The organism is Streptomyces sp. B21-105, assembly GCF_036898465.1.
Classification (GTDB): Bacteria; Actinomycetota; Actinomycetes; order Streptomycetales; family Streptomycetaceae; genus Streptomyces.
This window is the reverse complement of record NZ_JARUMJ010000001.1, coordinates 1371436-1394409: the sequence shown is the minus strand read 5'-3', so window position 1 is coordinate 1394409 and position 22974 is coordinate 1371436. Positions and strand designations below refer to the sequence as shown.

Sequence of the window (22974 nt, the reverse complement as noted above, 5' to 3'; positions counted from 1 at the left end):
GACCCAATCTTCACCCTGCCTGCGCACGTGCGCTCGAGCCACCCGGGGCGACGCGGGACGCGCCCGCGCCCGCCCCGGGGCGACGGCGGACCCGTCAGGCGCCCTGGGTCAGCGCCCGCTCCAACGCGCCCAACGCCGCGGCCAGTTCGTCGCCGGTGATGGTCAGCGGCGGCGCCAGCCGGATCGTCGAGCCGTGCGTGTCCTTGACCAGGACGCCCTCGCGCATGAGGCGCTCGCTCACCTCACGGCCCGTGCCGAGGGCCGGGTCGACGTCGACGCCCGCCCACAGCCCGCGCGAGCGGAAGCCGACGACACCCCTGCCGACCAGCGCGGTCAGGCCCTCGCGCAGCACGACGCCCAGCTCGGCCGCCCGGCGCTGGAACTCACCCGTCTCCAGCAGCTCCACCACCGCCGTACCGACCGCGGCCGCCAGCGGGTTGCCGCCGAACGTCGACCCGTGCTCGCCGGGCCGCAGCACCGACAGCACCTCCCGGCGGGCCACCACCGCCGACACCGGCACGATGCCGCCGCCCAGCGCCTTGCCGAGGAGCAGCACGTCGGGCGCCACCCCCTCGTGCTCCACGGCCAGCGTCCGCCCGGTCCGCCCGAGCCCGGACTGGATCTCGTCCGCGACGAACAGGCAGTTCGTCCGGCGGGTCAGCTCCCGCACCCCGGCCAGATAGCCGTCGTCGGGGATCACGACGCCGGCCTCGCCCTGGATCGGCTCGATCAGCACCGCCGCCGTCGTCTCGTCGACCGCCGCCTCCAGCGCGGCCAGGTCGTTGTACGGGACGACCCGGAAACCCGGCGTGAACGGGCCGAAGCCCGCCCGGGCCGTCTCGTCCGTCGAGAAGCTCACGATCGTCGTGGTGCGGCCGTGGAAGTTGTCGGCGGCGACCACGATCGTCGCCCGGTCGGCGGGGACGCCCTTCACCTCGTACGCCCACTTGCGGGCCACCTTCACCCCGCTCTCCACCGCCTCCGCGCCCGTGTTCATCGGCAGGACCATGTCCAGACCGGTCAACGCCGCGAGCCGCTCGGCGAACTCGGCCAGGCGGTCGTTGTGGAAGGCGCGGGAGGTCAGCGTGAGACGGTCCAGCTGACGGTGGGCCGCCTCGACCAGGGCCGGGTGCCGGTGGCCGAAGTTGAGGGCCGAGTAGCCGGCCAGCATGTCGAGGTAGCGGCGGCCCTCGACGTCGCGCACCCACGCGCCCTCGGCACTCGCGACGACCACGGGCAGCGGGTGGTAGTTGTGCGCGAGGACCGGCTCCTCGGCGCGGATCAGATCGGCGGAGGAGCGCGTCGGGACGACGGGTGCGGTCATGAACGGATCTCCTGAGTGCAGCACTTGATGCCGCCGCCGGCCTTCTGGAACTCCGATAGGTCGACGGGGACGGGGACGTAGCCGCGCTCGCCGAGCCGGGCGGCGAGGGCCTCGGCCCGGGGCGCGATGAACACGTGGCGGCCGTCGGACACCGAGTTCAGGCCGAACGCCATGGCGTCGTCGCGGGTGGCGAGCACCGCGTCCGGATACAGCCGGGCGAGCACCTCGCGGCTGCCCTGCGAGAACGCCTCCGGGTAGTACGAGACGTTGTCGTCGTCGAGGACGAACAGCGCCGTGTCCAGGTGGTAGAAGTGCGGGTCCACCAGGGTCAGGCTGATCACCGGGTGGCCGAAGAACTCCTGCACCTCCCGGTGCGCCTCACGGGTCGTGCGGAACCCGGTGCCGGCCAGCACGTACCGGCCCGTCCACACCAGGTCGCCCTCGCCCTCGCAGACGGACTCCGGCCGGTGGACGTCGTAGCCCGCCGCCTTGAACCAGGTGTCGTAGTGGACGGACTCAGGGCGCCGCTCGGGCGCGTGGAACAGGGACCCGAAGACACGGCCCGCGACGACCACCGCCGAGTTCGCGGCGAAGACCATGTCCGGGAGGCCGGGGGCCGGCTCCACGGTGTCCACGGTGTGACCGTGGCCGCGGTAGACGCTGATCAGCCTCTGCCACTGCTCCTGGGCGAGATCGACGTCGACGGGGGTGTCGGGATGCATCCAGGGATTGATCGCGTACTGCACCGCGAAGTGTCTGGGTTCGCAGACGAGGAAGCGCCGGGGGCGCCGCACACGGCTTTCGGACACAGAGGGGTTCCTCCGTTTTCCTGCGGTGTCGACCTTGCTGTGGAGTCGACTGAGGGTTGACACCACGGTAGGAACCGACGGGGAGGCCCGACAAGCAACGAATATTGCGTGTTCACGCACGAACACTGCGTGATTGGCCCGGTCGACGCAGATTCGCTGCGTCGTAGCAGGACTATTCGCAGGTTTATTCGGGAGCGGGCTGCGTCGCGCCCGCCTCCGGGCTCTCCGGCAGCAGATGCGACAGCACCATCACGCTGATCGTCTTCCGGATGAACGGCTCGACCCGGATCCGCTCCAGCACCTCCTCGAAGTGCTCCACGTCCCGCGCCCGCACATGCAGCAGCGCGTCCGCGCCGCCCGTCACCGTCATCGCCGCGGTGATCTCCGGATGGTTGCGCACCACCTCCGCCAGCCGCCTCGGCGGGGCGGCGCCCTCGCAGTACACCTCGACGTACGCCTCCGTGCTCCAGCCCAGCGCCGCCGGCTGCACGGTGGCCGTGAACCCCGTGATCACCCCGGTGTCCCGCAGCCGGTCCACCCGGCGCTTGACGGCCGTCGAGGACAGCCCGACGGCCGTGCCGATCTCGGCGAAGCTCGTCCTGGCGTTCGCCATCAACGCGGTGATGATCTTCCGGTCGAGATCGTCGAAAAGGACGCCGCCGTCGTTCATGCCCGCACTGTATCCAGCGGGAACGTCCAGGCCCCGTACGTGTCCCGCCGCGCCGATCGCCCTTAGGGGCTGTCGTTTCGATCACCACGCAGACGCGGGGGCCGGCACGCACATCTGCGGCGTTGTCGTCGGTTGCCGACTCCCCCACTCTCGGCTGCGCTCGAGCGGGGGGACCCCCATCGCGTCGACGCCCTCCTCCGCCTTGCGACTGCACGCACCAGCTCCCGCTCACCGGCGTCGACAGGTTCCGCCGATGCCCTGCGACCTGATTCAAACGACAGCCCCTACACTCCACCTTCATGCTGCGCGCCCTCGCCGTCGACGACGAACGCCCCTCGCTGGAGGAGCTGCTCTACCTGCTCTCCGCCGACCCCCGCATCGGCAGCGTGGAGGGCGCGGGCGACGCGACCGAGGCGCTGCGCCGCATCAACCGCGCCCTGGAGTCCGGACCCGACGGCCCCGAAGCCGTCGACGTCGTCTTCCTCGACATCCAGATGCCCGGCCTCGACGGCCTCGACCTGGCCCGCCTGCTCACCGGCTTCGCCCGGCCCCCGCTGGTCGTCTTCGTCACCGCGCACGAGGACTTCGCCGTCCAGGCCTTCGACCTCAAGGCCGTCGACTACGTCCTCAAACCGGTCCGCAAGGAACGCCTCGCGGAGGCCGTCCGCCGGGCCGCCGAACAGCGCGGGACCGCGCCCCGCATCCCGGTCCACGAACCCGACCCCGACCACATACCCGTCGAACTCGGCGGCGTGACCCGCTTCGTCGCCGTCGACGACATCACGCACGTCGAGGCGCAGGGCGACTACGCCCGGCTGCACACCGACCGCGGCAGCCACCTCGTCCGCATCCCGCTGTCCACCCTGGAGGACCGCTGGAGCGCCCGTGGCTTCGTCCGCATCCACCGCCGCCATCTCGTCGCGCTGCGCCACATCGGCGAACTCCGGCTCGACGCGGGCACCGTGAGCGTCCTCGTCGGCGGCGAGGAACTCCAGGTCAGCCGTCGGCACGCGCGCGAACTGCGGGACCTGCTGATGAGGCGGACCTGACCGTGCCCCATCAGGACCCCGTCGAACGACGTGTCGTCGTCACCCGCCCCGGCCGCCGCACCCTTGCCCACGCCCGGCTCCGCTCACGCGGACGCTACCCGCACACCTCCGGCTACTACCGCCCGCGCACCGAGATCGACGAGCAGACGACCCTGGGCGACACCTACGTCCGCTCCCTGATGCGATCCCAGCTGCGCGCCGCGCTCACGGTGTTCGCCGTCCTCGTGCTCCTCGTCGGCCCGCTGCCGCTGCTCTTCGCGTCGATGCCCGGCGCCCACCGGCTCGAATGGGCGGTCCTCGGCTTCTGCCTGTACGCCCCGCTCGTCCTGCTCGCCCGGTGGTACGTGCGCCGCGCCGAGCGCAACGAACGGGACTTCGTCCGGCTGGTCGAGGACCGGTGAGGACGGTGCGAGCATGAACTCGACCTTCGCCGTCCCCGCCGTCGCCCTCGTGGTCGTCGCGACCGTGCTCGTCGGCGCCTTCGGCCTGCGCATCTCCCGCACCACCTCCGACTTCTACGTGGCCTCCCGAACCGTCGGCCCCCGCCTCAACGCGGCCGCCATCAGCGGCGAGTACCTCTCCGCCGCCTCCTTCCTCGGCATCGCGGGCCTCGTCCTCGTCCAGGGCCCGGACATGCTCTGGTACCCGGTCGGCTACACCGCCGGCTACCTGGTCCTGCTGCTCTTCGTCGCCGCCCCGCTGCGCCGCTCCGGCGCCTACACCCTCCCCGACTTCGCCGAGGCGCGGCTCGCCTCGCAGGCCGTGAGACGGCTCGCGGGCGCCTTCGTCGTGGGCGTGGGCTGGCTCTACCTGCTGCCCCAACTCCAGGGCGCCGGACTGACGTTGACGGTCCTCACCGGCGCCCCCGACTCCCTCGGCGGGCTGATCGTCGCGTTGGTCGTCACGGCCACCGTCGCCGCGGGCGGCATGCGCAGCATCACCTTCGTGCAGGCCTTCCAGTACTGGCTCAAGCTCACCGCCCTCCTCGTCCCCGTCCTCTTCCTGGTCCTCGCCTGGCAGAGCGACGGCGCACCCCGCGACGTCTTCGAGGAGCCGGCGGCCTTCCGCGACCAGCGGGTCGTCCGGGTCGGCGACACCCTGCACCTGAAACTGGACCGCCCGCTGACCGTGACCGTGGACGGCACCGTCGACGGCCGCCCGCACGAGGACGCGGTGCTCCGGCTGCCCGCCGGCACCCACCGCATCGAGCGCGGAGCCCGCCTCACCTTCACCGAGGGCGCCGCGGTCCCCGCCGCCGAGCGCGGACCCGGCGGCGGCATGTCCACCTCGCTCGCCGCGAGCCGCGAGGAACGGCCCCTGTACGCCACCTACGGGCTGATCCTCGCGACGTTCCTCGGCACCATGGGCCTGCCGCACGTCGTCGTGCGCTTCTACACCAGCCCGCACGGCGTCGCCGCCCGCCGCACCACGGTCGCCGTCCTCGCCCTGATCGGCGCGTTCTACCTCCTGCCGCCCGTCTACGGCGCCCTCGGCCGCCTCTACACACCCGAGCTCGCCCTCAGCGGCGACGCGGACGCGGCCGTCCTGCTGCTGCCCGACCGGATGATCGGCGGCCTCGGCGGCGAACTGCTCGGCGCGCTGGTCGCCGGCGGCGCCTTCGCCGCGTTCCTGTCCACCGCGTCCGGACTGACGATGGCCGTGGCCGGGGTGCTCGCCCAGGACGTCCTGCCGACCCGCGGCGTCCGGCACTTCCGGCTCGGCACCGGACTCGCCATGGCCGTGCCGCTGGCCGCCAGCCTGCTGGTGGGCGGACTGCCGGTGGCCGACGCCGTGGGGCTGGCCTTCGCGGTGTCGGCGTCCTCGTTCTGCCCGCTGCTGGTGCTCGGCATCTGGTGGCGCCGGCTGACGCCGCCCGGCGCGGCCGCCGGGATGCTGGTCGGCGGCGGGTCGGCGTTCGTCGCCGTCGCCGCGACCATGGCCGGCCTGCCCGGCGCGGGCCCGGCGCACGCCCTGCTCGCCTGGCCCGCCCTGTGGTCCGTGCCGCTCGGCTTCCTCACCATGATCCTGGTGTCCCTGGCCACCCCGAACCGCGTCCCCTCCGGCACCTCCGCGATCCTGGCCCGCTTCCACCTGCCGGAGGAACTGCGCACCGCGCAGGCGGCGGCGGAGGCGAAGCCGTGAGCGGCTTCCTCGCGGGCGTCTGCATCGCGATCCTGCCGTTCCTCGCCGCCGGATTCTGGCTCGGGCGGCGGACCGGGCGCCCGGAACGTCTCGGCGGCCTCGGCACCCCCGTCGAGCACGCCACCTTCCAGACCCTGCACACCGCGTCCCTCGCCGCGCCCCCGCTGCGGGCCGGACTCACCGAGGAGACCGCCCGCAGGTCGGCCCGAAGACTGCGTACCCTGCTCGGCACGGACGCCCTGTGCCTGACCGACGAGGAGCAGGTGCTGGTCTGGGACGGGGTGGGATCCCATCACCGCGCCGAGATCATGGAGCGGCTGGCCGGTCCGCTGGACAGCGGCCGCGGCGAGGCCTTCCGCCTGGCCTGCGAGCACGCCGACTGCCCCGTCCGCTGGGCCGTGGTCGCCCCGCTCACCGTCGACGACCGGGTGCACGGCGCGCTCGTCGCCTGCGCGCCCCGCGAGTCCGCCGTGCTGGTCCGGGCGGCCGGCGAGGTGGCCCGCTGGGTCAGCGTCCAACTGGAGCTGGCCGACCTCGACCAGTCGCGCACCCGGCTGATCGAGGCGGAGATCAAGGCGCTGCGCGCCCAGATCTCCCCGCACTTCATCTTCAACTCCCTCGCAGTGATCGCCTCGTTCGTGCGCACCGACCCCGAGCGCGCCCGCGAACTGCTGCTGGAGTTCGCCGACTTCACCCGCTACTCGTTCCGCAGACACGGCGACTTCACCACCCTCGCCGACGAGCTGCACGCCATCGACCACTACCTGGCGCTGGTACGGGCACGCTTCGGCGACCGCCTCGCCGTGACCCTGCAGATCGCCCCCGAGGTGCTCCCGGTGGCACTGCCCTTCCTCTGCCTCCAGCCGCTGGTGGAGAACGCCGTCAAGCACGGCCTGGAGGGCAAGGCAGGCACCTGCCACATCCAGATCACCGCGCAGGACGCCGGCGCCGAGGCCCTCGTCGTGATCGAGGACGACGGCGCCGGCATGGACCCGGTGGCGCTGCGCCGCATCCTGGCCGGCGAGGTCGGCCCCTCCGGCGGCATCGGCCTGTCCAACGTGGACGACCGGCTGCGTCAGGTCTACGGCGACGACCACGGCCTGGTCATCGAGACGGCCCTCGGCGCGGGTATGAAGATCACCGCCCGGCTGCCGAAATACCAGCCGGGCGTGCACTCCGCGGCCCGCCTCGGCCCCGGATGACCGCCTCGGCCCCCGATGATCAGCTCGGCCCGGGATGACCGCCTCGGCCCCCGTTGATCAGGTGGTCCGCATCACGACCAGGGCGAGCGTGATCAGCCCGAGCACCACCCAGCCGAACCACAGCCAGCCGTTGCTGCCGAGCGCCACCGTGTAGGCGGTCACCGCGACGAGACCGCCGACGGTGAGCACCCCCATGGTCTTCGTGGAACTGTCTGTGGTACCGGCCATCGCGACACCCTCCTCAGGGCCGCCCTCCGCCGGGCGGGTCCCCCTCCATGGTGCCCCGGGATCAGCGCCCGCGTGCGTCGAGTGACGCAAGATAGGCGTTGTAGGCCTCCAGCTCCTGGTCCCCGTCCCGGTCGGCGGCCCGGTCCGTGCGCCTCGCCTGGCGCTGCTCGGAGCCGTACCACTGGAACAGCAGCGCGATCAGCACCAGCACGGACGGGATCTCGCTGAACGCCCAGGCGATGCCGCCGGCCGCGTTCTGGTCGGCGAGCGCGTCGATGCCGAGGGAGGCCGGCGGGTTCTCGAACGTCTTCACCATCGGCTCCGACGCCATCATCAGCGCGATGCCGAAGAACGCGTGGAACGGCATGCCCGCGAACAGCTCCAGCATCCGCATCAGATGGCCCGGCCGGTGCGGACCCGGATCCACGCCGATGATCGGCCAGAAGAACACCACGCCGACGGCGAGGAAGTGCACCATCATCGCGACGTGCCCCGTCTTCGAGCCCATCAGGAAGTCGAACAGCGGGGTGAAGTAGAGGGCGTAGAGGCTCGCGATGAACAGCGGGATGGTGAACGCGGGATGGGTGACGATCCGCATGTAGCGGCTGTGCAGGAGCATCAGCAGCAGCTCACGCGGCCCCTTGCGGCCCCGGCCGGCGGCCGGCAGCGCACGCAGCGCGAGCGTCATGGGAGCTCCGAGCAGCAGCAGGATCGGCGACAGCATGCTGATCACCATGTGCTGCACCATGTGCACGCTGAACATGACCATGCCGTAGTCGTTCAGCCCGGTGCACATCACCAGCATCACGGTCAGCACGCCGACGACGAACGACACCGTCCGCCCGACCGGCCAGGCGTCCCCGCGCCGCCGCAGCCGCAGCACGCCCCACCCGTACAGTCCGAGCCCCACAAGACAGGCGACGAGGAAGAACGGGTCCGCCGACCACTGAAGGCCACGTCCCAGCGTGAACGGCGGCAGATCCATCGTCATGCCGTGCCCGCCGTGGTCCATTGCGCCGGCTCCTGATTCGTGGGGGGTTGTACGTTTCCTGCCGCCCCAAGAGTAGAACCGCCCCCGGCGATCATCGTCACCGGGGGCGGCAGGAGTCGTGGCCCTTCCGCAGGAGGGTCTCCGTCTCGGCTACAGGACGGTCTCCGCCTCGGCGTAGCGCTCCTCGGGGACCGTCTTCAGCGTTTCCACGGCCTCCGCCAGCGGCACCATCACGATGTCCGTGCCGCGCAGGGCCGTCATGTGGCCGAACTCGCCGCGGTGCACGGCCTCCACCGCGTGCCAGCCGAACCGCGTGGCCAGCACCCTGTCGTAGGCGGTCGGCGTGCCGCCGCGCTGCACATGCCCCAGGATGACCGGCCGGGCCTCCTTGCCGAGCCGGGACTCCAGCTCGATGGAGAGCTGCCGGGCGATGCCGGCGAACCGCTCGTGCCCGTAGACGTCCTTGGCGCCCTCGTCGAAGGCCATGCCGCCGGGGGCGGGCTTGGCGCCCTCCGCGGCGACCACGATCGCGAACCGCTTGCCCGCCTCGAACCGCTCGCCGACCCGGCGGGCCAGCTCGTCGATGTCGAAGGGCCGTTCCGGCACGACGATGGCGTGCGCGCCGGCCGCCATGCCGGAGTGCAGCGCTATCCAGCCGGTGTGCCGCCCCATGACCTCGACCACCAGCACCCGCTGGTGCGACTCGGCGGTGGTCTTCAGCCGGTCCAGCGCGTCGGTCGCGACGCCGACGGCGGTGTCGAAGCCGAAGGTGACGTCGGTGACGGCGATGTCGTTGTCGATGGTCTTCGGCACGCCGACGACGGGCAGCCCGCTGTCGGACATCAGCCGGGCCGCCTTGAGGGTGCCCTCACCGCCGATCGGGATGATCGCGTCGAGACCGAGGTCCTGGACATGGCCCTTGGCCCGCTCCACGCCGTCCCGCAGATGCGAGGGCTGGACCCGCGAGGAACCGAGGATGGTGCCGCCGCGGGCGAGGATGCCGCCCACCGCGTCGAGGTCGAGCTTGAGGTAGTCGCACTCCAGGAGGCCCTTCCAGCCGTCCCGGAAGCCGATGACCTCGTCGCCGTGGTCCACGACGGCGCGGTGCACGACGGACCGGATGACGGCGTTCAGGCCGGGGCAGTCGCCGCCGGACGTGAGGACACCAATGCGCATAGCCCGAAACAACCTTCTCCACGTGGGCCTGGTCCGGACCACACTGTCCGGCTCGAATCCCCGCCACCCTAGCGGCAGGAGGGGGCGGGGCCGAAGCATGCGTCCGCCTGCTGGACGCACCTGCTCACCTGTGCGGACGCGCCGTCAGACGGGCTGCTGACGGCGCCCCGAAGATCAGGTGAACGTACAGGTCACGCGGGCGGTCGGCTCACGCGGGCTGCTGAGCGGCGGCGATGCGCTCGCTGCGCAGCGCCTCGTACCAGCGGTCGTCGATCGGCGGCAGCGCGTTCACGTCGAGCGCCAGCTTCAGCAGCAGGTCGGCGATCAGCGGGTTGCGCGCCAGCACCGGGCCGTGCATGTACGTGCCGAACACGGTGTCGTTGTACGCGCCCTCCGTGCCGTCGCCGGTGCCGTTGCCCTTCCCGAGCTGGACGCGGGCCAGCGGACGGGCGGTCGGACCGAGGTGGGTGACGCCCTGGTGGTTCTCGAACCCGGTCAGCTGGGGCAGGCCGAGCCGCGGGTCGATGTCGCCGAGGACGTCGCCGACGCACCGCTCGCCCTCGCCGCGCGTCGTCGTCACGTCCAGCAGGCCGAGGCCCGGCTCGCGCTGGCCGAGGTCGTTGACGAACTCGTGGCCGAGGATCTGGTAGCCGGCGCAGACCGCGAACACGATCGCGCCGTTGTTCACCGCCTGGTACAGGTGCGCGTCCCGGCGCAGCCGCTCCGCCGCGAGCCGCTGCGGCCGGTCCTCGCCGCCGCCGATGAGGTAGATGTCGCCGGAGGTCGGGATCGGCTGGTCGCTGCGCACGTCGAGCCGGGCCACGTCGAGACCGCGCTGGCGCGCGCGGCGCTCGACGACGAGGGCGTTGCCCTGGTCGCCGTAGGTGCTCAGCAGGTCCGGGTAGATCCACACCAGCCGCAGTTGGTTGTCGCTCATGGAAACGTCCTTCGAAGTCAGTTGCCGACGCGGCGGCGCAGGTCCTGGAACGCGGTGTAGTTCGCGATGACCTCGATGCGGCCGGGCGGCGCCTGCTGCACGGCCTGGTCGAGGTTCTCGCAGACCTGGAAGTGCTGGTTCGCGACCTCGAGGCGCACCGCGAGGTCCAGCTTCCGGTCGCCGACGACGAAGATCGGGTGGCCGGTCAGCCGCGTGTAGTCGACGTCCCACAGCCAGGAGGTGTCGGTGCCGTCGGCGCCGCGCGCGTTCACCGAGAGGATGACCGGGGTCGGCGGCGGGTCGATCAGGCTGAACGTCTCGAGCCAGCCGGCCGGGTTCTTCGCCAGCAGCAGCCGGAGGTCGCGCCCCTGGAACTGGACGACGTCATAGCGCCCGGCGACGGCCTGCACCGCGTACATCCGCTCGAGCGCCACCTGCGGCGGCACGCCGAAGACGGCGGCCACGGCGGCGGACGAGGCGGCGTTGGCCTTGTTGGCGCGGCCGGGCAGCTGGAGGTGGATCGGCCAGGCCGACCCGTGCGGGTCGATGACGTGGTCGCCGGAGAGCGCCCAGCTCGGCGTCGGACGGCGGAAGCCGCACTCGCCGCAGAACCAGTCGTCGCCGGGCCGCTGCATGACGCCGCCGCAGGACGGGCACGACCAGGCGTCGTCCTTCCACATCTGGCCGGCGGCGACCCAGACGACGTTGGGCGAGGAGGAGGCCGCCCAGACCACCAGCGGGTCGTCGGCGTTGGCGACCACGACGGCCTTGGAGCCGGCGAGCCCCTCACGCCAGTTCTCCGCGAGCATCCGGGTCTCGGCGGCGCGGTCCAGCTGGTCGCGGGAGAGGTTGAGGAGCGCGATGCACTTGGGGGCGGTGTCCCGGGCGACGCCCGCGAGGTACTTCTCGTCGACCTCGATGACGCCGTAGCGGGCATCGGAGCCGCCCGCGAGGGCCGAGGTGATGCCGGCCGGCATGTTGGCGCCGAGCGCGTTGGACACGACCGGGCCGGCGGCGCGCAGCGCCTCGGCGATCAGCCGGGTGGTGGTGGTCTTGCCGTTGGTCGCCGAGACGAGGACCACGTCCAGGTTCTGGGCGAGCCTGGCGAGGAGGTCGGGGTCGAGTTTGAGCGCCACCCGGCCGCCGATCACCGAACCGCTGCCGCGCCCCGCGGCGCGCGACGCCGCCGCGACCGCCTTGCCCGCGGTCACGGCGATCTTGGCCCGCGGCGTGAGCGGGTCCGAGTTGCCTGCCATCAGTTCTCGATCCTCCTTGCGTACGCGCCGCGCCTCTGCCGTACGGCAACGTGGTAGGCGGTCAGCCTATCGAGATCCATTCGCACTCCCGAATCCCGGCACCGCTTCACGTCGCGCGCGGCATGCGCGTGTCAGAAAGGACCGTACCCTTGCCGCCATGCGACACGGCTCCATCCCGGGCGCCCGCGGGCGCGTCCGGCCCCTCACCCTGCTCGGCGACCCCGCCCTGCACACCCGTTGCGAGGACGTCACCGACTTCGGCCCCCAACTCGCCCGTCTCGTCGAGGACATGTTCGCGACGATGTACGCGGCCCAGGGCGTCGGCCTGGCGGCCAACCAGGTCGGGGAGGCGCTGCGGGTGTTCGTCTACGACTGCCCCGACGACGAGGACGTCCGTCATGTGGGCCATGTGGTGAACCCGCGTCTGGTCGAGGCCGACGGACTGGTCCTGCGCGGCCCCGAGGGCTGTCTGTCCCTGCCGGGGCTGGAGGCGGGGACGGAGCGCCACGACCACGCCGTGGTCGAGGGCCGCACGATGACGGGGGAGCGGCTGCGGGTCCACGGCACGGGATTCTTCGCCAGATGCCTGCAGCACGAGTGCGACCACCTGGAGGGCACGGTGTACGCGGACCGGGTCTCGGGCTGGCGCGCCAGACGGCTGACCCGCCAGGTGCGCCGCGCCTCCTGGCACAACGCGCCCTAGTCCTTCCGTCCGTGGCGGGCCCGGGGCGGGTTCGTCAGGGGGCGGGCCTGTTCGGGCCGGGCCGTACCGGTCTGCGGTTTCCGGTTTCCGGTCGCCGTGCGGGGTGAGGGTGGCGGGTCCTGCGGCCCGCACCCGTGCCCGCCGCCGGCCCGGCGTCAGAAGCCGGGGCCGCCCACCTTGTCGCCGGCCGCAGCGAGGCGACCCCACAGCAGGTCGGCCAGGCTCCGCACCAGTTCGGCCCGCGAGCACGGCCGCTCGCCCAGCCACCAGTCGCCCGCCGCGTGCATCATCCCGACGATCCCGTGTCCCCACACCCGGGCGAGCTGCTGGCTGCCGGGACCGAGATCCAGCCGCTCCTCGATCACCTGGGCCAGCTCCTCGCCCATCCGGCGCAGCAGGGGCGCGCTGTGCTTGCCGACGTCGAAGCCCTGGTCGGGGCCGGTACCGGTGTCGGCAGGGTGCATCAGGAACCGGTACACCTGCGGCCGGGCCTCGATCGCGGCGAGGTAGGTGTCGAGGGTCGCCTCGACCCGTTCCCGCCGTTCGGCGGGCGCGTCGAGCGCGGCGCGCAGCGAGTCGAGCAGGGCGTCCGTGTGCCGGGTGGCGAGAGCGGCGTAGAGTCCGCCCTTGTCGCCGAAGTGGCGGTAGAGGATGGGTTTGGTGATGCCGGCCTCCGCCGCGATGGCGTTCATGGAAGCCTGGGGGCCTTCGCGCAGCACCACCCGGTCGGCGGCCTCCAGCAACTCGCGCCGTCGGCGGTCGGCGGACCTTTGCTGCTCGGTCCGCTGCGTGGTGTCCATGTGCTCTCCCCACCCGTGCTGTTTCGCTGACGCCTGCGCAAACTAACACCTGACAGCAGCCTGACATCGAACGGGTGGAAGGGCTCCTGTGCCGTCATCAGGAGTTGACTTTTTCTACCGACCGGTAACAGACTCCCTGTTACCGCTAGTAACACGCACCGCCGCTGGAGGGGACATGGCCGAGTTCACCATGGAGCTCAACGACGAACAGAAGGAGGTCCGGGACTGGCTGCACGGCTTCGCCGCCGACGTCATCCGCCCCGCGGCAGCCGAATGGGACGAGCGTGAGGAGACTCCCTGGCCGGTCATCCAGGAGGCCGCGAAGGTCGGCATCTACTCCCTCGACTTCTACGCGCAGCAGTACTTCGACCCCACCGGCCTCGGCATCCCGATGGCCATGGAGGAGCTGTTCTGGGGCGACGCGGGCATCGCCCTGTCCATCGTGGGCACCGGGCTGGCCGCCGTGGGCGTCCTCGCCAACGGGACCGAGGAGCAGATCGGCACCTGGATCCCGCAGATGTACGGCGACGCGAACGACGTCAAGGTGGCCGCCTTCTGCTCCTCCGAGCCCGACGCCGGCTCCGACGTGGCCTCCCTGCGCACCCGGGCCGTGTACGACGAGGCCAAGGACGAGTGGGTGCTCAACGGGACCAAGACCTGGGCGACCAACGGCGGCATCGCCAACGTCCACGTGGTCGTCGCGGCCGTGGACCCCGAGCTCGGCTCCAAGGGGCACGCCTCCTTCATCGTCCCGCCGGGCACCCCGGGGCTCGCCCAGGGCCAGAAGTTCAAGAAGCACGGCATCCGCGCCTCGCACACCGCCGAGGTCGTCCTCGACAACGTGCGGGTCCCCGGCGCCTGCCTGCTCGGCGGCAAGGAGAAGCTGGACGAGCGGCTGGCGCGGGCCCGCGAGCGGGCGAAGACGGGCGGCGAGAGGGTGAAGAACGCGGCGATGGCCACGTTCGAGGCATCGCGCCCCGCCGTCGGCGCGATGGCCGTCGGCACGGCCCGCGCCGCCTACGAGGTCGCCCTCGACTACGCCAAGACGCGTGAGCAGTTCGGCCGCCCGATCATCGACAACCAGGGCGTCGCCTTCCAGCTCGCGGACATGCGCACCCAGATCGACGCCGCGCGGCTGCTGGTCTGGCGCGCCTCCTGGATGGCGGTCAACGGCAAGCCGTTCACCGCCGCCGAGGGCTCGATGTCGAAGCTGTACGCCAGCGAGACGGCGAAGAAGGTCACCGCGCAGGCCATCCAGATCCTCGGCGGCAACGGCTACACCCGCGAGTACCCGGTGGAGCGCATGCACCGCGACGCGGCGATCTACACCATTTTCGAAGGCACGAGCGAGATCCAGCGCCTGGTGATCGCCAGGACGCTCTCCGGGATGTCCATCCGGTAGTGCGCCGGCCGCGGGCGCGTGGGGGCTGTTCGCGCAGTTCCCCGCGCCTGAAGGCGGGTGCAGTGGACGGACCCAAGGGGCGCGGGGAACTGCGCGACAAGCCACGACGCACCCGCACCCGGCAGCGGACCGGTCCCCTACGAAGTCCCCCCGCTGCTGTGGGCGATGCAGGCCACGTCGATGCGGTCGGCGAGCTTGGCGAGCTCGATCGTCAACGCGGCGACGGTGTCCTCGTCGAGACCCTCCGCCCCGGCCTCGACGAGATGCAGCCACCGGCCCCCCAGCGTGCGGAGCAGCTTGCTCACGTCCGCCGCGGTCACCTGCAAGGTCCCGCGGTCGTCGACGATCAGGGGCAGGGTCACTTCGCGGTTCACATCGGGGATCGTAGCCGCGCGGCGGTCACGCACCGTGCCAAACCGTGGTGATGTTGCAGAACTCCCGGATTCCGTGCCCGGACAGCTCACGGCCGTATCCGGACCGCTTCACCCCGCCGAACGGGAACCCCGGATGGGACGCGGTCATCCCGTTGACGAACACCCCGCCGGCCTCCAGATCCCGGACGAACCGGTCGACCTCGGCCTCGTCACGCGTCCACACGTTGGAACTCAGCCCGAACGGCGAGTCGTTGGCGATGAGCACCGCCGCGTCCAGGTCGGCCGCCCGGTACACGGTCGCCACCGGCCCGAACGCCTCCTCGCGGTGGATGCGCATCTCCCGCGTGACACCGGCCAGGACGGTCGGCGGGTAGTACCAGCCGGGCCCGTCGGGCCGCTCGCCGCCGCACAGCACCTCGGCCCCCGAGCGCCGCGCGTCGTCCACCAGTTCCTCCAGGTCGGACCGCCCCTGTTCGCTCGCCAGCGGGCCGATGTCCGTCTCCTCCTCCAGCGGATCCCCGACCTTCAGCGCCGCCATGCCCGCGACGAACCGCTCGACGAACGCGTCGTACACGTCCGTGTGAACGATGAACCGCTTGGCGGCGATGCACGACTGCCCGTTGTTCTGCACCCGCGCGGTCACCGCGACCTCGGCCGCCCGGTCGACGTCCGCGGACGGCATCACCACGTACGGGTCGCTGCCGCCCAGCTCCAGCACCGTCTTCTTGATCATCTCGCCGGCGGTGGCGGCGACGGCCCGGCCGGCCGGCTCGCTGCCCGTCAGGGTCGCCGCCTTGACGCGTTCGTCGCGCAGGATCTCGTCCACCGCGCCCGAACCGACCAGCAGCGTCTGGAAGCAGCCCTCGGGGAAACCGGCCCGGTGGAACAGCTCCTCCAGGTACAGGGCGGTCCGCGGGACGTTCGAGGCGTGCTTGAGCAGGCCCACGTTGCCCGCCATCAGCGCGGGCGCGGCGAACCGCACGACCTGCCACAGCGGGAAGTTCCACGGCATCACCGCGAGCACCGGACCCAGCGGCCGGTACCGGACCACGGCGCGCGAGCCGCCGGAGTCCTTCACGTCGGCGGCGGACGGCTCCTCGTCGGCGAGCAGTTCCCGCGCGTGCTCGGCGTACCAGCGCATCGCCTTGGCGCACTTCGCGGCCTCGGCCCGCGCCTGCCTGACCGGTTTGCCCATCTCGACGGTCATGGTCCGGGCGATCTCCGGCCGGTCCTCGTCGAGCAGGTCGGCGGCCCGGTTCAGCAGCCGTGCGCGTTCGGGGAACGTCGTCGTCCGGTACGTGCGGAAGGTGGCCTCGGCGAGCTGGAGCCGGCGTTCCAGCTCCTCCGCGTCCATGGCCTCGTACGTCTCGAGCGTCTCGCCGTTCGCCGGGTTCACCGTCGCGATGGGCATGACCGACCTCCTGGGGGCTGGCTGTGCTTTGACCTTCGCGCGCCGTACCGGACACCGCAACGCGTACGCGTCCGCTCAGGCGCTCGGTGACGAGTGCTCCGCCAACCGGTCCAGAAACGCGGCCTGCGCCGTGACGATCACCTCACGCGCGCGGTCCAGGCCGTACCAGGCGACCCTGTCGAGTTCCGGGAACTCCCGGGTGCGGCCCGAGCGGGGCGGCCACTCCATGGTGAACGTGCCCGGCTCGACGGCGGCCGGGTCGAGATCCGCCTCGACGGCCCACACCGTGACGGTCTTGCCGCCGGTCTGCCGCACCTCGCCGAGCGCGATCGGCTCACCGTCGGGCGGCTCCAGCCCCAGCTCCTCGCGGAACTCGCGTCGGGCCGCCTCCCAGGCGGGCTCGTCGGACGCGTACTCGCCCTTGGGGACGGTCCACGCGCCGGCGTCCTTCTTCGCGAAGTAGGGGCCGCCCATATGGCCCAGCAACACCTCCAGGCCCTTTTCGGCGTGCCGGAACAACAGCAGGCCGGCACTTGTGCGCGCGGTCACGGGCGCACCTGCGGGTGGGCGGCGAGCAGGGTCTCCACCGTGTCCGCCTCCTCGGGCCGTTTGTCCTCGCGGTAGCGCAGCACGCGGGCGAAGCGCAGGGTGACGCCGGCCGGGTAGCGGGTGGAGCGCTGCAGTCCGTCGTAGGCGATCTCGACGACGAGTTCGGGGCGGACGGTCACCACGTACCCGTTCTCCTCGACGGCCAGCCCCCGCAGGCGCTCCGTCTGCCAGGTCAGCATCGCGTCGGTCATGCCCTTGAAGGTCTTGCCGAGCATCACGAACCCGCCGTCCCGCGCGCGGGCGCCGAGGTGCAGGTTGGAGAGCTTGCCGGTGCGCCGCCCGTGGCCCCATTCGGCGGCCAGGACCACCAGGTCGAGGGTGTGCACGGGCTTGACCTTCAGCCAGGACGCGCCGCGCCGGCCCGCGCTGTAGGGGGCGTCCAGCGCCTTGACGACGACGCCCTCGTGGCCGCGCAGCAGCGTCTGCCTGGAGAACTCCTCCGCCGCGTCGGCGTCCTCGGGGCCCGACACGAGGGTGCGGCGCACCCGCATCGGCTCGGGCGCCAGCCGGGCCAGCTCCGCGTGCCGCTCGGCGAACGGCAGGTCGAGCAGGTCCCGTCCGTCCACGGACAACACGTCGAAGAAGACGGGGGAGACCGGCACCGCCGCCGCGGCCGTCGCCACGTCCACCCGGGAGCCGACCCGGCCGGCGGTCTCCTGGAAGGAACGCGGGCGACCCGCCCCGTCGAGGGCGAGGACCTCGCCGTCCAGGACGAAACGCGACCCGGCCAGCCCTCGCGCCGCCCGGGTCACCTCGGGCAGGCGGTCGGTGATGTCGTCCAGGGTGCGGGTGTACAGGCGCACGTCGTCGCCGTCGCGGTGCACCTGGACGCGGATGCCGTCCAGCTTCTCCTCCACCGCGCACGCGCCGAGCCTGCCGACCGCCTCGGTGACGGAGGCCGCGGTGTGCGCGAGCATCGGCTGCACCGGGCGGCCCACGGTGAGCCGGAACGACTGAAGCGCCGCGGGTCCCTCCGTGAGCAGCGCCCGCGCCACCGACTGCAGCGACCCGGCCAGCATCACCGCCCGCCGCACGTCCGCCGCGGGCGCGCCGGTCGCCTGCGCCAGTCCCTCCACGGCGACGGCGTCCAGCGCGCCCTGCCGGACCTCGCCGGTGATGAGGCCGAGCAGGAAGCGCTGTTCGTCCGCGGTGGCCGCACCCATCAACTCGCCCACCAGCCGCGCCCGTTCGGCCTGCGATCCGGGGCCCGAGACCGTGCCGAGCTCGGTGAGCAGGGCATCCGCCTCCCGCACGGAGAGCGTCGGCTCGTCGGCCGGGGCGACCGGACGGCTCAGCACCTTCCACCCGACGCCCAGGCGGCCCTGGGGGAGCCGCCCGGCCAGGTAGGGGATGACGAGGGGGGCGTCCTCGGCATCCGCCTCCCGGAAGAGTTCGGCGAGCAGGGCGATCTTGCGGGAGCGCGCCGGGACGGCGGCGACCTCCCGGGACACGTCGGCGAGCCGGGTCAGCAACATGCAGCCATGGTGCAACGCGCTCCGCGGGTTGACACGCCGACGAAGGGACTGCTTTTCGTCTGCGGGCGCGTTGTGGCCGGTCGCGCAGTTCCCCGCGACCCTGGGGCGCTGCGCCGAGGTTCGCCAGGAGCAGTTCCCCGTTGGTCGCGGCGGCGGCCCGACAGCCGCGGCCGGCCGCGGTCACGACCTGCTCCCCTCGCCCGCGTCGCTCACCAGTGTGCTGCGCCGGCCCGTCACAGGACGAGCGCCGGCGGCAGCCCCGCGGCGCCGCCGCCGACGACGATCACTTCGTACATCTCGGGGTGACCACCTCCGCAGCCACCGTCGCCGCCCGGGCACGGGATTGACAAACGCCTTTGCCGATTCCGCAAGCTGGGGGCATGACTACCGATGACGTTCTCGCGGAGGTCGGTCCCCGGCTGCGCCGGATCCGCAAGGAGCGCGAGGTGACGCTCGCGACGCTGTCCGGGGCGACCGGCATCTCCGTCAGCACCCTGTCGCGGCTGGAGTCCGGGTTGCGCAAGCCCAGCCTGGAGCTGCTGCTGCCGATCGCGCAGGCCCACCAGGTGCCGCTGGACGAGCTGGTCGGGGCGCCCCCGGTCAGCGATCCCCGGGTGCGCGCCAAGCCCCTGGTGCGGCACGGGCGCACCTTCTGGCCGCTGTCCCGGCAGCCCGGCGGACCGCAGGCCTTCAAGGTGCTGGTGCCGCAGCGCGATGAGGAGCCGGAGCCGCGCACCCACGAGGGCTACGAGTGGCTGTACGTGATGTCCGGGCGGCTGCGGGTGGTGCTCGCCGAGCACGACGTGGTGATGACGGCGGGGGAGGCCGCCGAGTTCGACACGCGCGTGCCGCACTGGTTCGGATCGACCGGAGAGGGGCCCGCCGAGTTCCTCAGTCTCTTCGGGCCGCAGGGCGAGCGGATGCACGTGCGGGCGCGGCCGTCGCAGAGGTGACGCGCGCAACGGTTCCCCAGAGGGCAAGCGACCGCTTAGTATGCACGAGGCCAGGGTTACGAGGACGACCAGGGTCCGACGACGCAGTCCCGTGGAGGCTCCGCATGCAGGCATGGCAGGTGCACGAGAACGGCGAGCCGAGCGAGGTGATGCGGCTCGCGGACGTGGAGCGGCCCACGCCCGGCGAGGGCCAGGTCCTGCTCAGGGTGCGCGCCGCGAACATCAACTTCCCGGACGTGCTGATGTGCCGGGGCCACTACCAGGTCCGGCCGCCGCTGCCGTTCACCCCGGGCGTGGAGATCTGCGGCGAGACCGAGGACGGCCGCCGTGTCATCGCCAACCCGGCCCTGCCGCACGGCGGCTTCGCCGAGTACGCCGTCGCGGACGCCGCCGTCCTGCTGCCCGCCCCCGAGTCGCTGGACGACGCCGAGGCCGCCGCCCTGCACATCGGCTACCAGACCGGCTGGTTCGGACTGCACCGCAGAGCGCGCCTCGAAGCCGGCGAGACCCTGCTCGTGCACGCCGCCGCCGGAGGCGTCGGCAGCGCGGCCGTACAGCTCGGGAAGGCCGCGGGCGCCAGGGTCATCGGCGTCGTGGGCGGCGCCGGGAAGGCGGCCGTCGCCCGGGAGCTGGGCTGCGACACGGTGATCGACCGGCACGCCGAGGACGTCGTCGCCGCCGTGAAGGAGGCCACCGGCGGCCGGGGCGCCGACGTGATCTACGACCCCGTCGGCGGCGAGGCCTACGCGCAGTCCGCCAAGACCGTCGCGTTCGAGGGCCGGATCGTGGTCGTCGGCTTCGCGAGCGGGACCATCCCGACCCCCGCGCTGAATCACGCGCTGGTGAAGAACTACGCGATCCTCGGCCTGCACTGGGGCCTGTACAACACGAAGAACCCCAAGCTGGTCCAGCACTGCCACGAGCAGCTCACCGACCTGGCCGCCCGCGGTGCGATCAAGCCGCTGATCAGCGAGCGCACGCCGCTCGACGGGGCCGCGGCCGCCGTGCAGCGGGTCGCCGACGGCGTCACCACCGGCCGGGTCGCCGTCGTACCGCAGAACGGAGCCGCCGCATGACCGACGCAGCCGAACTCCAGCGCCGCACGGCGCGGTTGCTGGCCGAGCACCCGCCCGCCACGACCGACCGGGCGGACTTCCTGGAAGCCCGCTTCGACGCGGGACTCGCCTGGGTGCACTACCCGGAGGGCCTCGGCGGCCTCGGCGCGCCCCGATCCCTCCAGGCCGTCGTCGACGCCGCGCTGGAGGCCGCGGGAGCCCCCGACAACGACCCCCGCCGCATCGGCATCGGCCTCGGCATGGCCGCGCCGACGATCCTCAAGTACGGCACCGACGAGCAGAAGCAGCGGTTCCTGCGGCCGCTGTGGACGGGTGAGGAGGTCTGGTGCCAGCTGTTCAGCGAGCCCGGCGCCGGCTCCGACCTGGCCGCGCTCGGCACGCGTGCCGTCCGTGGGGGCGACGGGGACTGGGTCGTCGACGGGCAGAAGGTGTGGACGTCCAGCGCCCACGTCGCCCGCTGGGCCATCCTCATCGCCCGCACCGACCCGGACGCGCCCAAGCATGCGGGCATCACCTACTTCCTCTGCGACATGACCGACCCGGGCGTCGAGGTGCGGCCGCTGCGCCAGATCACCGGCGAGGCCGAGTTCAACGAGGTCTTCCTCACCGACGTCCGCATCCCCGACTCGCGTCGGCTCGGCGAGATCGGCGACGGCTGGCGGGTCGCGCAGACCACGCTCAACAACGAACGCGTCGCCATCGGCGGCATGCGGCTGCCCCGCGAGGGCGGCATGATCGGCCCGGTCGCCAGGACCTGGCGCGAACGGCCCGAACTGCGCACCCACGACCTGCACCAGCGGCTGCTGAAGCTGTGGGTGGAGGCCGAGGTGGCCCGCCTCACCGGCGAACGTCTGCGCCAGCAGCTCGCGTCGGGCCAGCCCGGCCCCGAGGGCGCCGGCATGAAGCTCGCCTTCGCCCGCCTCAACCAGGAGATCAGCGGCCTGGAGGTGGAACTGCGCGGCGAGGAAGGCCTGTTGTACGACGACTGGACGATGCGCCGCCCGGAGCTCGTGGACTTCACCGGCCGCGACGCCGGGTACCGCTACCTGCGCTCCAAGGGCAACAGCATCGAGGGCGGGACCAGCGAGGTCCTGCTGAACATCGTCGCCGAGCGCGTCCTGGGCCTGCCGTCCGAGCCGCGCACCGACAAGGACGTCGCCTGGAAGGACCTCGCCCGATGACCGATCTTCTCTACTCCGAAGAGGAAGAGGCGCTGCGGTCGGCGGTCCGGGACCTGCTGACCGACCGCCTCGACCCGGCCGCCGTCATCGCACGGACCGAGTCGGACGCGCCGCACGACGTCTCCCTGTGGAAGACGCTCACCGGCGACATGGGCCTCGCCGGCCTGCTGATCCCCGAGGAGCTGGACGGACAGGGCGCCACCCACCGGGAGGCGGCCGTCGTCCTCGAGGAACTGGGGCGGGCGGTCGCGCCCGTGCCCTACCTGACGAGCGCGGTCGTGGCCACCGAGGCGCTGCTGGGGTGCGGCGCCGACGACCTGCTCGCGCGACTGGCGTCGGCGACCACGGTCGGCGCGCTCGCCGTGGGGCTGCACACCGCCCCCGGCGCCGCCTTCCCGGCCGTACGACTCGAGAACGGGCTGCTGTCCGGCGAGCTGACCGGCATCGCCGACGCCGTCGCCGCAGACCTGCTGCTGGTGCCCGCGGACGACGGCGGGCTGTACGCGGTCGACGCCTCGGCCGTGACGGTCACCCCGCAGGTGTCGTTCGACCTCACCCGGCCCCTCGCGACCGTCACCCTCGACGGGGCGCCGGCCGGCGCTCGGCTCGGCGACGCCGCACCCGCCGTGCGACGCGCCCTGCGCGCCGGGGCCGCCCTGCTCGCCTCCGAGCAACTCGGGCTGGCGGAATGGGCGTTGACCGAGACTGTGCGCTACCTGAAGGAGCGCAAGCAGTTCAACCGGTCCGTCGGCGGCTTCCAGGCCCTCAAGCACCGGCTGGCGCAGCTGTGGCTGGAGGTCGTCAACCTCCGGGCCGCCGCCCGCGCCGCGGCCGACGCGCTGACGAACGGGGAGGACGCCGATCTCGCGACGGCCGTCGCACAGGCCTACGCGTCGGGAGTCGCCGTGCGCGCCGCCGAGGAGGCACTGCAACTGCACGCCGGCATCGGCATGACCTGGGAGCACCCCGTCCACCTGGCCCTCAAGCGGGCCAAGGCCGACTCGATCGCCTACGGCACCGCGGGCGCCCACCGGGCCGCCGTGGCCGACCTCGTCGACCTGCGGGCCCCCTGACCCCGGCCGCCACCCGGTGAGGCCCGCCCCCAGAGGTGTTCCAGGGGGCGGGCTTTTCCGTGACACCACTCCTTCGGCGGACGGGTCAGCCACCCGGACGAAACCTCCGCTACGCCACACTTGCGGCCGAACG

23 protein-coding genes are annotated in these 22974 nt (G+C 72.6%); 10 read left to right on the top strand and 13 right to left on the bottom strand.

Translation table 11 applies throughout. The features are described 5' to 3' along the window. Nucleotides 1–94: 94 nt before the first annotated feature. From rocD to QA802_RS05970, 3 genes are all read right to left on the bottom strand, one after another. Complete coding sequence (gene rocD / locus QA802_RS05980; protein WP_334518685.1) at nucleotides 95–1324, bottom strand: ornithine--oxo-acid transaminase; 1230 nt, start codon at nucleotides 1322–1324, stop codon at nucleotides 95–97. Beyond that, nucleotides 1321–2133, bottom strand: a complete 813-nt coding sequence (gene ddaH / locus QA802_RS05975; RefSeq protein ID WP_334518683.1) for a dimethylargininase — start codon at nucleotides 2131–2133, stop codon at nucleotides 1321–1323. The genes rocD and ddaH overlap by 4 nt, the downstream gene beginning before the upstream one ends. Before the next feature lie 184 nt (nucleotides 2134–2317). Beyond that, a complete protein-coding gene (locus QA802_RS05970; protein WP_319167250.1) occupies nucleotides 2318–2803 on the bottom strand; it encodes an Lrp/AsnC family transcriptional regulator in 486 nt (161 codons plus the stop codon). 299 nt (nucleotides 2804–3102) lie between these two features. Here QA802_RS05970 and QA802_RS05965 point away from each other — a divergent pair, with 299 nt between their 5' ends. Genes QA802_RS05965 through QA802_RS05950 form a run of 4 tightly spaced genes read left to right on the top strand, consistent with a single transcriptional unit; the run spans nucleotide 3103 to nucleotide 7196 of the window. Continuing rightward, nucleotides 3103–3852 (top strand): LytR/AlgR family response regulator transcription factor, encoded by a 750-nt coding sequence (locus QA802_RS05965; protein ID WP_334518681.1) that lies wholly within the window; start codon nucleotides 3103–3105, stop codon nucleotides 3850–3852. A gap of 2 nt (nucleotides 3853–3854) precedes the next feature. Beyond that, the gene (locus QA802_RS05960; RefSeq protein ID WP_334518679.1) at nucleotides 3855–4253 is read left to right on the top strand and encodes a hypothetical protein; all 399 of its coding nucleotides are present in this window, start codon (nucleotides 3855–3857) and stop codon (nucleotides 4251–4253) included. Nucleotides 4254–4266: 13 nt separating this feature from the next. Beyond that, nucleotides 4267–5994 carry a sodium/solute symporter gene (locus tag QA802_RS05955; RefSeq protein ID WP_334518677.1) on the top strand — a complete coding sequence of 576 codons (1728 nt, stop codon included), beginning with the start codon at nucleotides 4267–4269 and terminating at the stop codon, nucleotides 5992–5994. Then, entirely contained in the window at nucleotides 5991–7196 is a 1206-nt protein-coding gene (locus QA802_RS05950; RefSeq protein WP_319167246.1) for a sensor histidine kinase, read from the top strand. The genes QA802_RS05955 and QA802_RS05950 overlap by 4 nt, the downstream gene beginning before the upstream one ends. A 57-nt stretch (nucleotides 7197–7253) precedes the next feature. On the opposite strand, the gene QA802_RS05945 is transcribed toward QA802_RS05950, so the two are convergent. From QA802_RS05945 to QA802_RS05925, 5 genes are all read right to left on the bottom strand, one after another. Further along, nucleotides 7254–7424 (bottom strand): hypothetical protein, encoded by a 171-nt coding sequence (locus QA802_RS05945; RefSeq protein ID WP_107105273.1) that lies wholly within the window; start codon nucleotides 7422–7424, stop codon nucleotides 7254–7256. A gap of 61 nt (nucleotides 7425–7485) precedes the next feature. Continuing rightward, entirely contained in the window at nucleotides 7486–8436 is a 951-nt protein-coding gene (locus QA802_RS05940; RefSeq protein WP_319167245.1) for a cytochrome c oxidase assembly protein, read from the bottom strand. Between the two features lie 129 nt (nucleotides 8437–8565). Next, nucleotides 8566–9591, bottom strand: a complete 1026-nt coding sequence (locus tag QA802_RS05935; protein ID WP_334518673.1) for a 6-phosphofructokinase — start codon at nucleotides 9589–9591, stop codon at nucleotides 8566–8568. A 208-nt stretch (nucleotides 9592–9799) separates the two neighbouring features. Beyond that, a complete protein-coding gene (locus QA802_RS05930; protein WP_057580791.1) occupies nucleotides 9800–10528 on the bottom strand; it encodes a type 1 glutamine amidotransferase in 729 nt (242 codons plus the stop codon). Between the two features lie 17 nt (nucleotides 10529–10545). Then, nucleotides 10546–11784: a MurT ligase domain-containing protein gene (locus tag QA802_RS05925; RefSeq protein ID WP_306954423.1), complete on the bottom strand. Its 1239-nt coding sequence runs from the start codon at nucleotides 11782–11784 to the stop codon at nucleotides 10546–10548. Between the two features lie 157 nt (nucleotides 11785–11941). Between QA802_RS05925 and def the strand changes: the two genes are divergently transcribed. Beyond that, complete coding sequence (gene def / locus QA802_RS05920; RefSeq protein WP_334518669.1) at nucleotides 11942–12487, top strand: peptide deformylase; 546 nt, start codon at nucleotides 11942–11944, stop codon at nucleotides 12485–12487. 155 nt (nucleotides 12488–12642) lie between these two features. On the opposite strand, the gene QA802_RS05915 is transcribed toward def, so the two are convergent. Continuing rightward, on the bottom strand, nucleotides 12643–13287 hold the full coding sequence (locus QA802_RS05915) for a TetR/AcrR family transcriptional regulator (RefSeq protein WP_334518667.1): 645 nt from the start codon (nucleotides 13285–13287) through the stop codon (nucleotides 12643–12645). Between the two features lie 175 nt (nucleotides 13288–13462). On the opposite strand from QA802_RS05915, the gene QA802_RS05910 reads away from it, so the two are divergent. After that, a complete protein-coding gene (locus QA802_RS05910; protein WP_334518665.1) occupies nucleotides 13463–14689 on the top strand; it encodes an acyl-CoA dehydrogenase family protein in 1227 nt (408 codons plus the stop codon). A gap of 137 nt (nucleotides 14690–14826) precedes the next feature. Here the strand turns inward: QA802_RS05910 and QA802_RS05905 are convergent, their stop codons facing one another. From QA802_RS05905 to QA802_RS05890, 4 genes are all read right to left on the bottom strand, one after another. Continuing rightward, complete coding sequence (locus QA802_RS05905) at nucleotides 14827–15063, bottom strand: DUF6213 family protein (protein WP_319167239.1); 237 nt, start codon at nucleotides 15061–15063, stop codon at nucleotides 14827–14829. A 25-nt stretch (nucleotides 15064–15088) separates the two neighbouring features. After that, nucleotides 15089–16474, bottom strand: coding sequence for an NADP-dependent succinic semialdehyde dehydrogenase (locus QA802_RS05900; RefSeq protein WP_334518661.1), 1386 nt, complete (start codon nucleotides 16472–16474; stop codon nucleotides 15089–15091). Nucleotides 16475–16549: 75 nt separating this feature from the next. After that, nucleotides 16550–17023, bottom strand: a complete 474-nt coding sequence (locus tag QA802_RS05895; protein WP_334518659.1) for an NUDIX hydrolase — start codon at nucleotides 17021–17023, stop codon at nucleotides 16550–16552. After that, the gene (locus tag QA802_RS05890) at nucleotides 17020–18558 is read right to left on the bottom strand and encodes an ATP-dependent DNA ligase (RefSeq protein ID WP_334518657.1); all 1539 of its coding nucleotides are present in this window, start codon (nucleotides 18556–18558) and stop codon (nucleotides 17020–17022) included. The genes QA802_RS05895 and QA802_RS05890 overlap by 4 nt, the downstream gene beginning before the upstream one ends. 380 nt (nucleotides 18559–18938) lie before the next feature. Between QA802_RS05890 and QA802_RS05885 the strand changes: the two genes are divergently transcribed. The 4 genes from QA802_RS05885 to QA802_RS05870 all read left to right on the top strand — a co-directional run bounded on the left by QA802_RS05885 (nucleotide 18939) and on the right by QA802_RS05870 (nucleotide 22841). Then, a complete protein-coding gene (locus tag QA802_RS05885) occupies nucleotides 18939–19511 on the top strand; it encodes a helix-turn-helix domain-containing protein (RefSeq protein WP_334518655.1) in 573 nt (190 codons plus the stop codon). 104 nt (nucleotides 19512–19615) lie between these two features. Beyond that, entirely contained in the window at nucleotides 19616–20587 is a 972-nt protein-coding gene (locus tag QA802_RS05880) for an NADPH:quinone oxidoreductase family protein (RefSeq protein ID WP_334518653.1), read from the top strand. After that, nucleotides 20584–21768, top strand: a complete 1185-nt coding sequence (locus QA802_RS05875; RefSeq protein ID WP_334518651.1) for an acyl-CoA dehydrogenase family protein — start codon at nucleotides 20584–20586, stop codon at nucleotides 21766–21768. The genes QA802_RS05880 and QA802_RS05875 overlap by 4 nt, the downstream gene beginning before the upstream one ends. Beyond that, nucleotides 21765–22841: an acyl-CoA dehydrogenase family protein gene (locus QA802_RS05870; protein WP_334518650.1), complete on the top strand. Its 1077-nt coding sequence runs from the start codon at nucleotides 21765–21767 to the stop codon at nucleotides 22839–22841. The genes QA802_RS05875 and QA802_RS05870 overlap by 4 nt, the downstream gene beginning before the upstream one ends. Nucleotides 22842–22974: the final 133 nt, after the last annotated feature.

Coding starts and splice junctions, on each gene's coding strand:
- rocD (WP_334518685.1), bottom strand. CDS start 1,324: ATGACCGCACCCGTCGTCCCGACGCGCTCCTCCGCCGATCTGATCCGC.
- QA802_RS05970 (WP_319167250.1), bottom strand. CDS start 2,803: ATGAACGACGGCGGCGTCCTTTTCGACGATCTCGACCGGAAGATCATC.
- QA802_RS05965 (WP_334518681.1), top strand. CDS start 3,103: ATGCTGCGCGCCCTCGCCGTCGACGACGAACGCCCCTCGCTGGAGGAG.
- QA802_RS05955 (WP_334518677.1), top strand. CDS start 4,267: ATGAACTCGACCTTCGCCGTCCCCGCCGTCGCCCTCGTGGTCGTCGCG.
- QA802_RS05945 (WP_107105273.1), bottom strand. CDS start 7,424: ATGGCCGGTACCACAGACAGTTCCACGAAGACCATGGGGGTGCTCACC.
- QA802_RS05940 (WP_319167245.1), bottom strand. CDS start 8,436: ATGGACCACGGCGGGCACGGCATGACGATGGATCTGCCGCCGTTCACG.
- QA802_RS05935 (WP_334518673.1), bottom strand. CDS start 9,591: ATGCGCATTGGTGTCCTCACGTCCGGCGGCGACTGCCCCGGCCTGAAC.
- QA802_RS05930 (WP_057580791.1), bottom strand. CDS start 10,528: ATGAGCGACAACCAACTGCGGCTGGTGTGGATCTACCCGGACCTGCTG.
- QA802_RS05925 (WP_306954423.1), bottom strand. CDS start 11,784: ATGGCAGGCAACTCGGACCCGCTCACGCCGCGGGCCAAGATCGCCGTG.
- def (WP_334518669.1), top strand. CDS start 11,942: ATGCGACACGGCTCCATCCCGGGCGCCCGCGGGCGCGTCCGGCCCCTC.
- QA802_RS05915 (WP_334518667.1), bottom strand. CDS start 13,287: ATGGACACCACGCAGCGGACCGAGCAGCAAAGGTCCGCCGACCGCCGA.
- QA802_RS05910 (WP_334518665.1), top strand. CDS start 13,463: ATGGCCGAGTTCACCATGGAGCTCAACGACGAACAGAAGGAGGTCCGG.
- QA802_RS05900 (WP_334518661.1), bottom strand. CDS start 16,474: ATGCCCATCGCGACGGTGAACCCGGCGAACGGCGAGACGCTCGAGACG.
- QA802_RS05890 (WP_334518657.1), bottom strand. CDS start 18,558: ATGTTGCTGACCCGGCTCGCCGACGTGTCCCGGGAGGTCGCCGCCGTC.
- QA802_RS05885 (WP_334518655.1), top strand. CDS start 18,939: ATGACTACCGATGACGTTCTCGCGGAGGTCGGTCCCCGGCTGCGCCGG.
- QA802_RS05880 (WP_334518653.1), top strand. CDS start 19,616: ATGCAGGCATGGCAGGTGCACGAGAACGGCGAGCCGAGCGAGGTGATG.
- QA802_RS05875 (WP_334518651.1), top strand. CDS start 20,584: ATGACCGACGCAGCCGAACTCCAGCGCCGCACGGCGCGGTTGCTGGCC.
- QA802_RS05870 (WP_334518650.1), top strand. CDS start 21,765: ATGACCGATCTTCTCTACTCCGAAGAGGAAGAGGCGCTGCGGTCGGCG.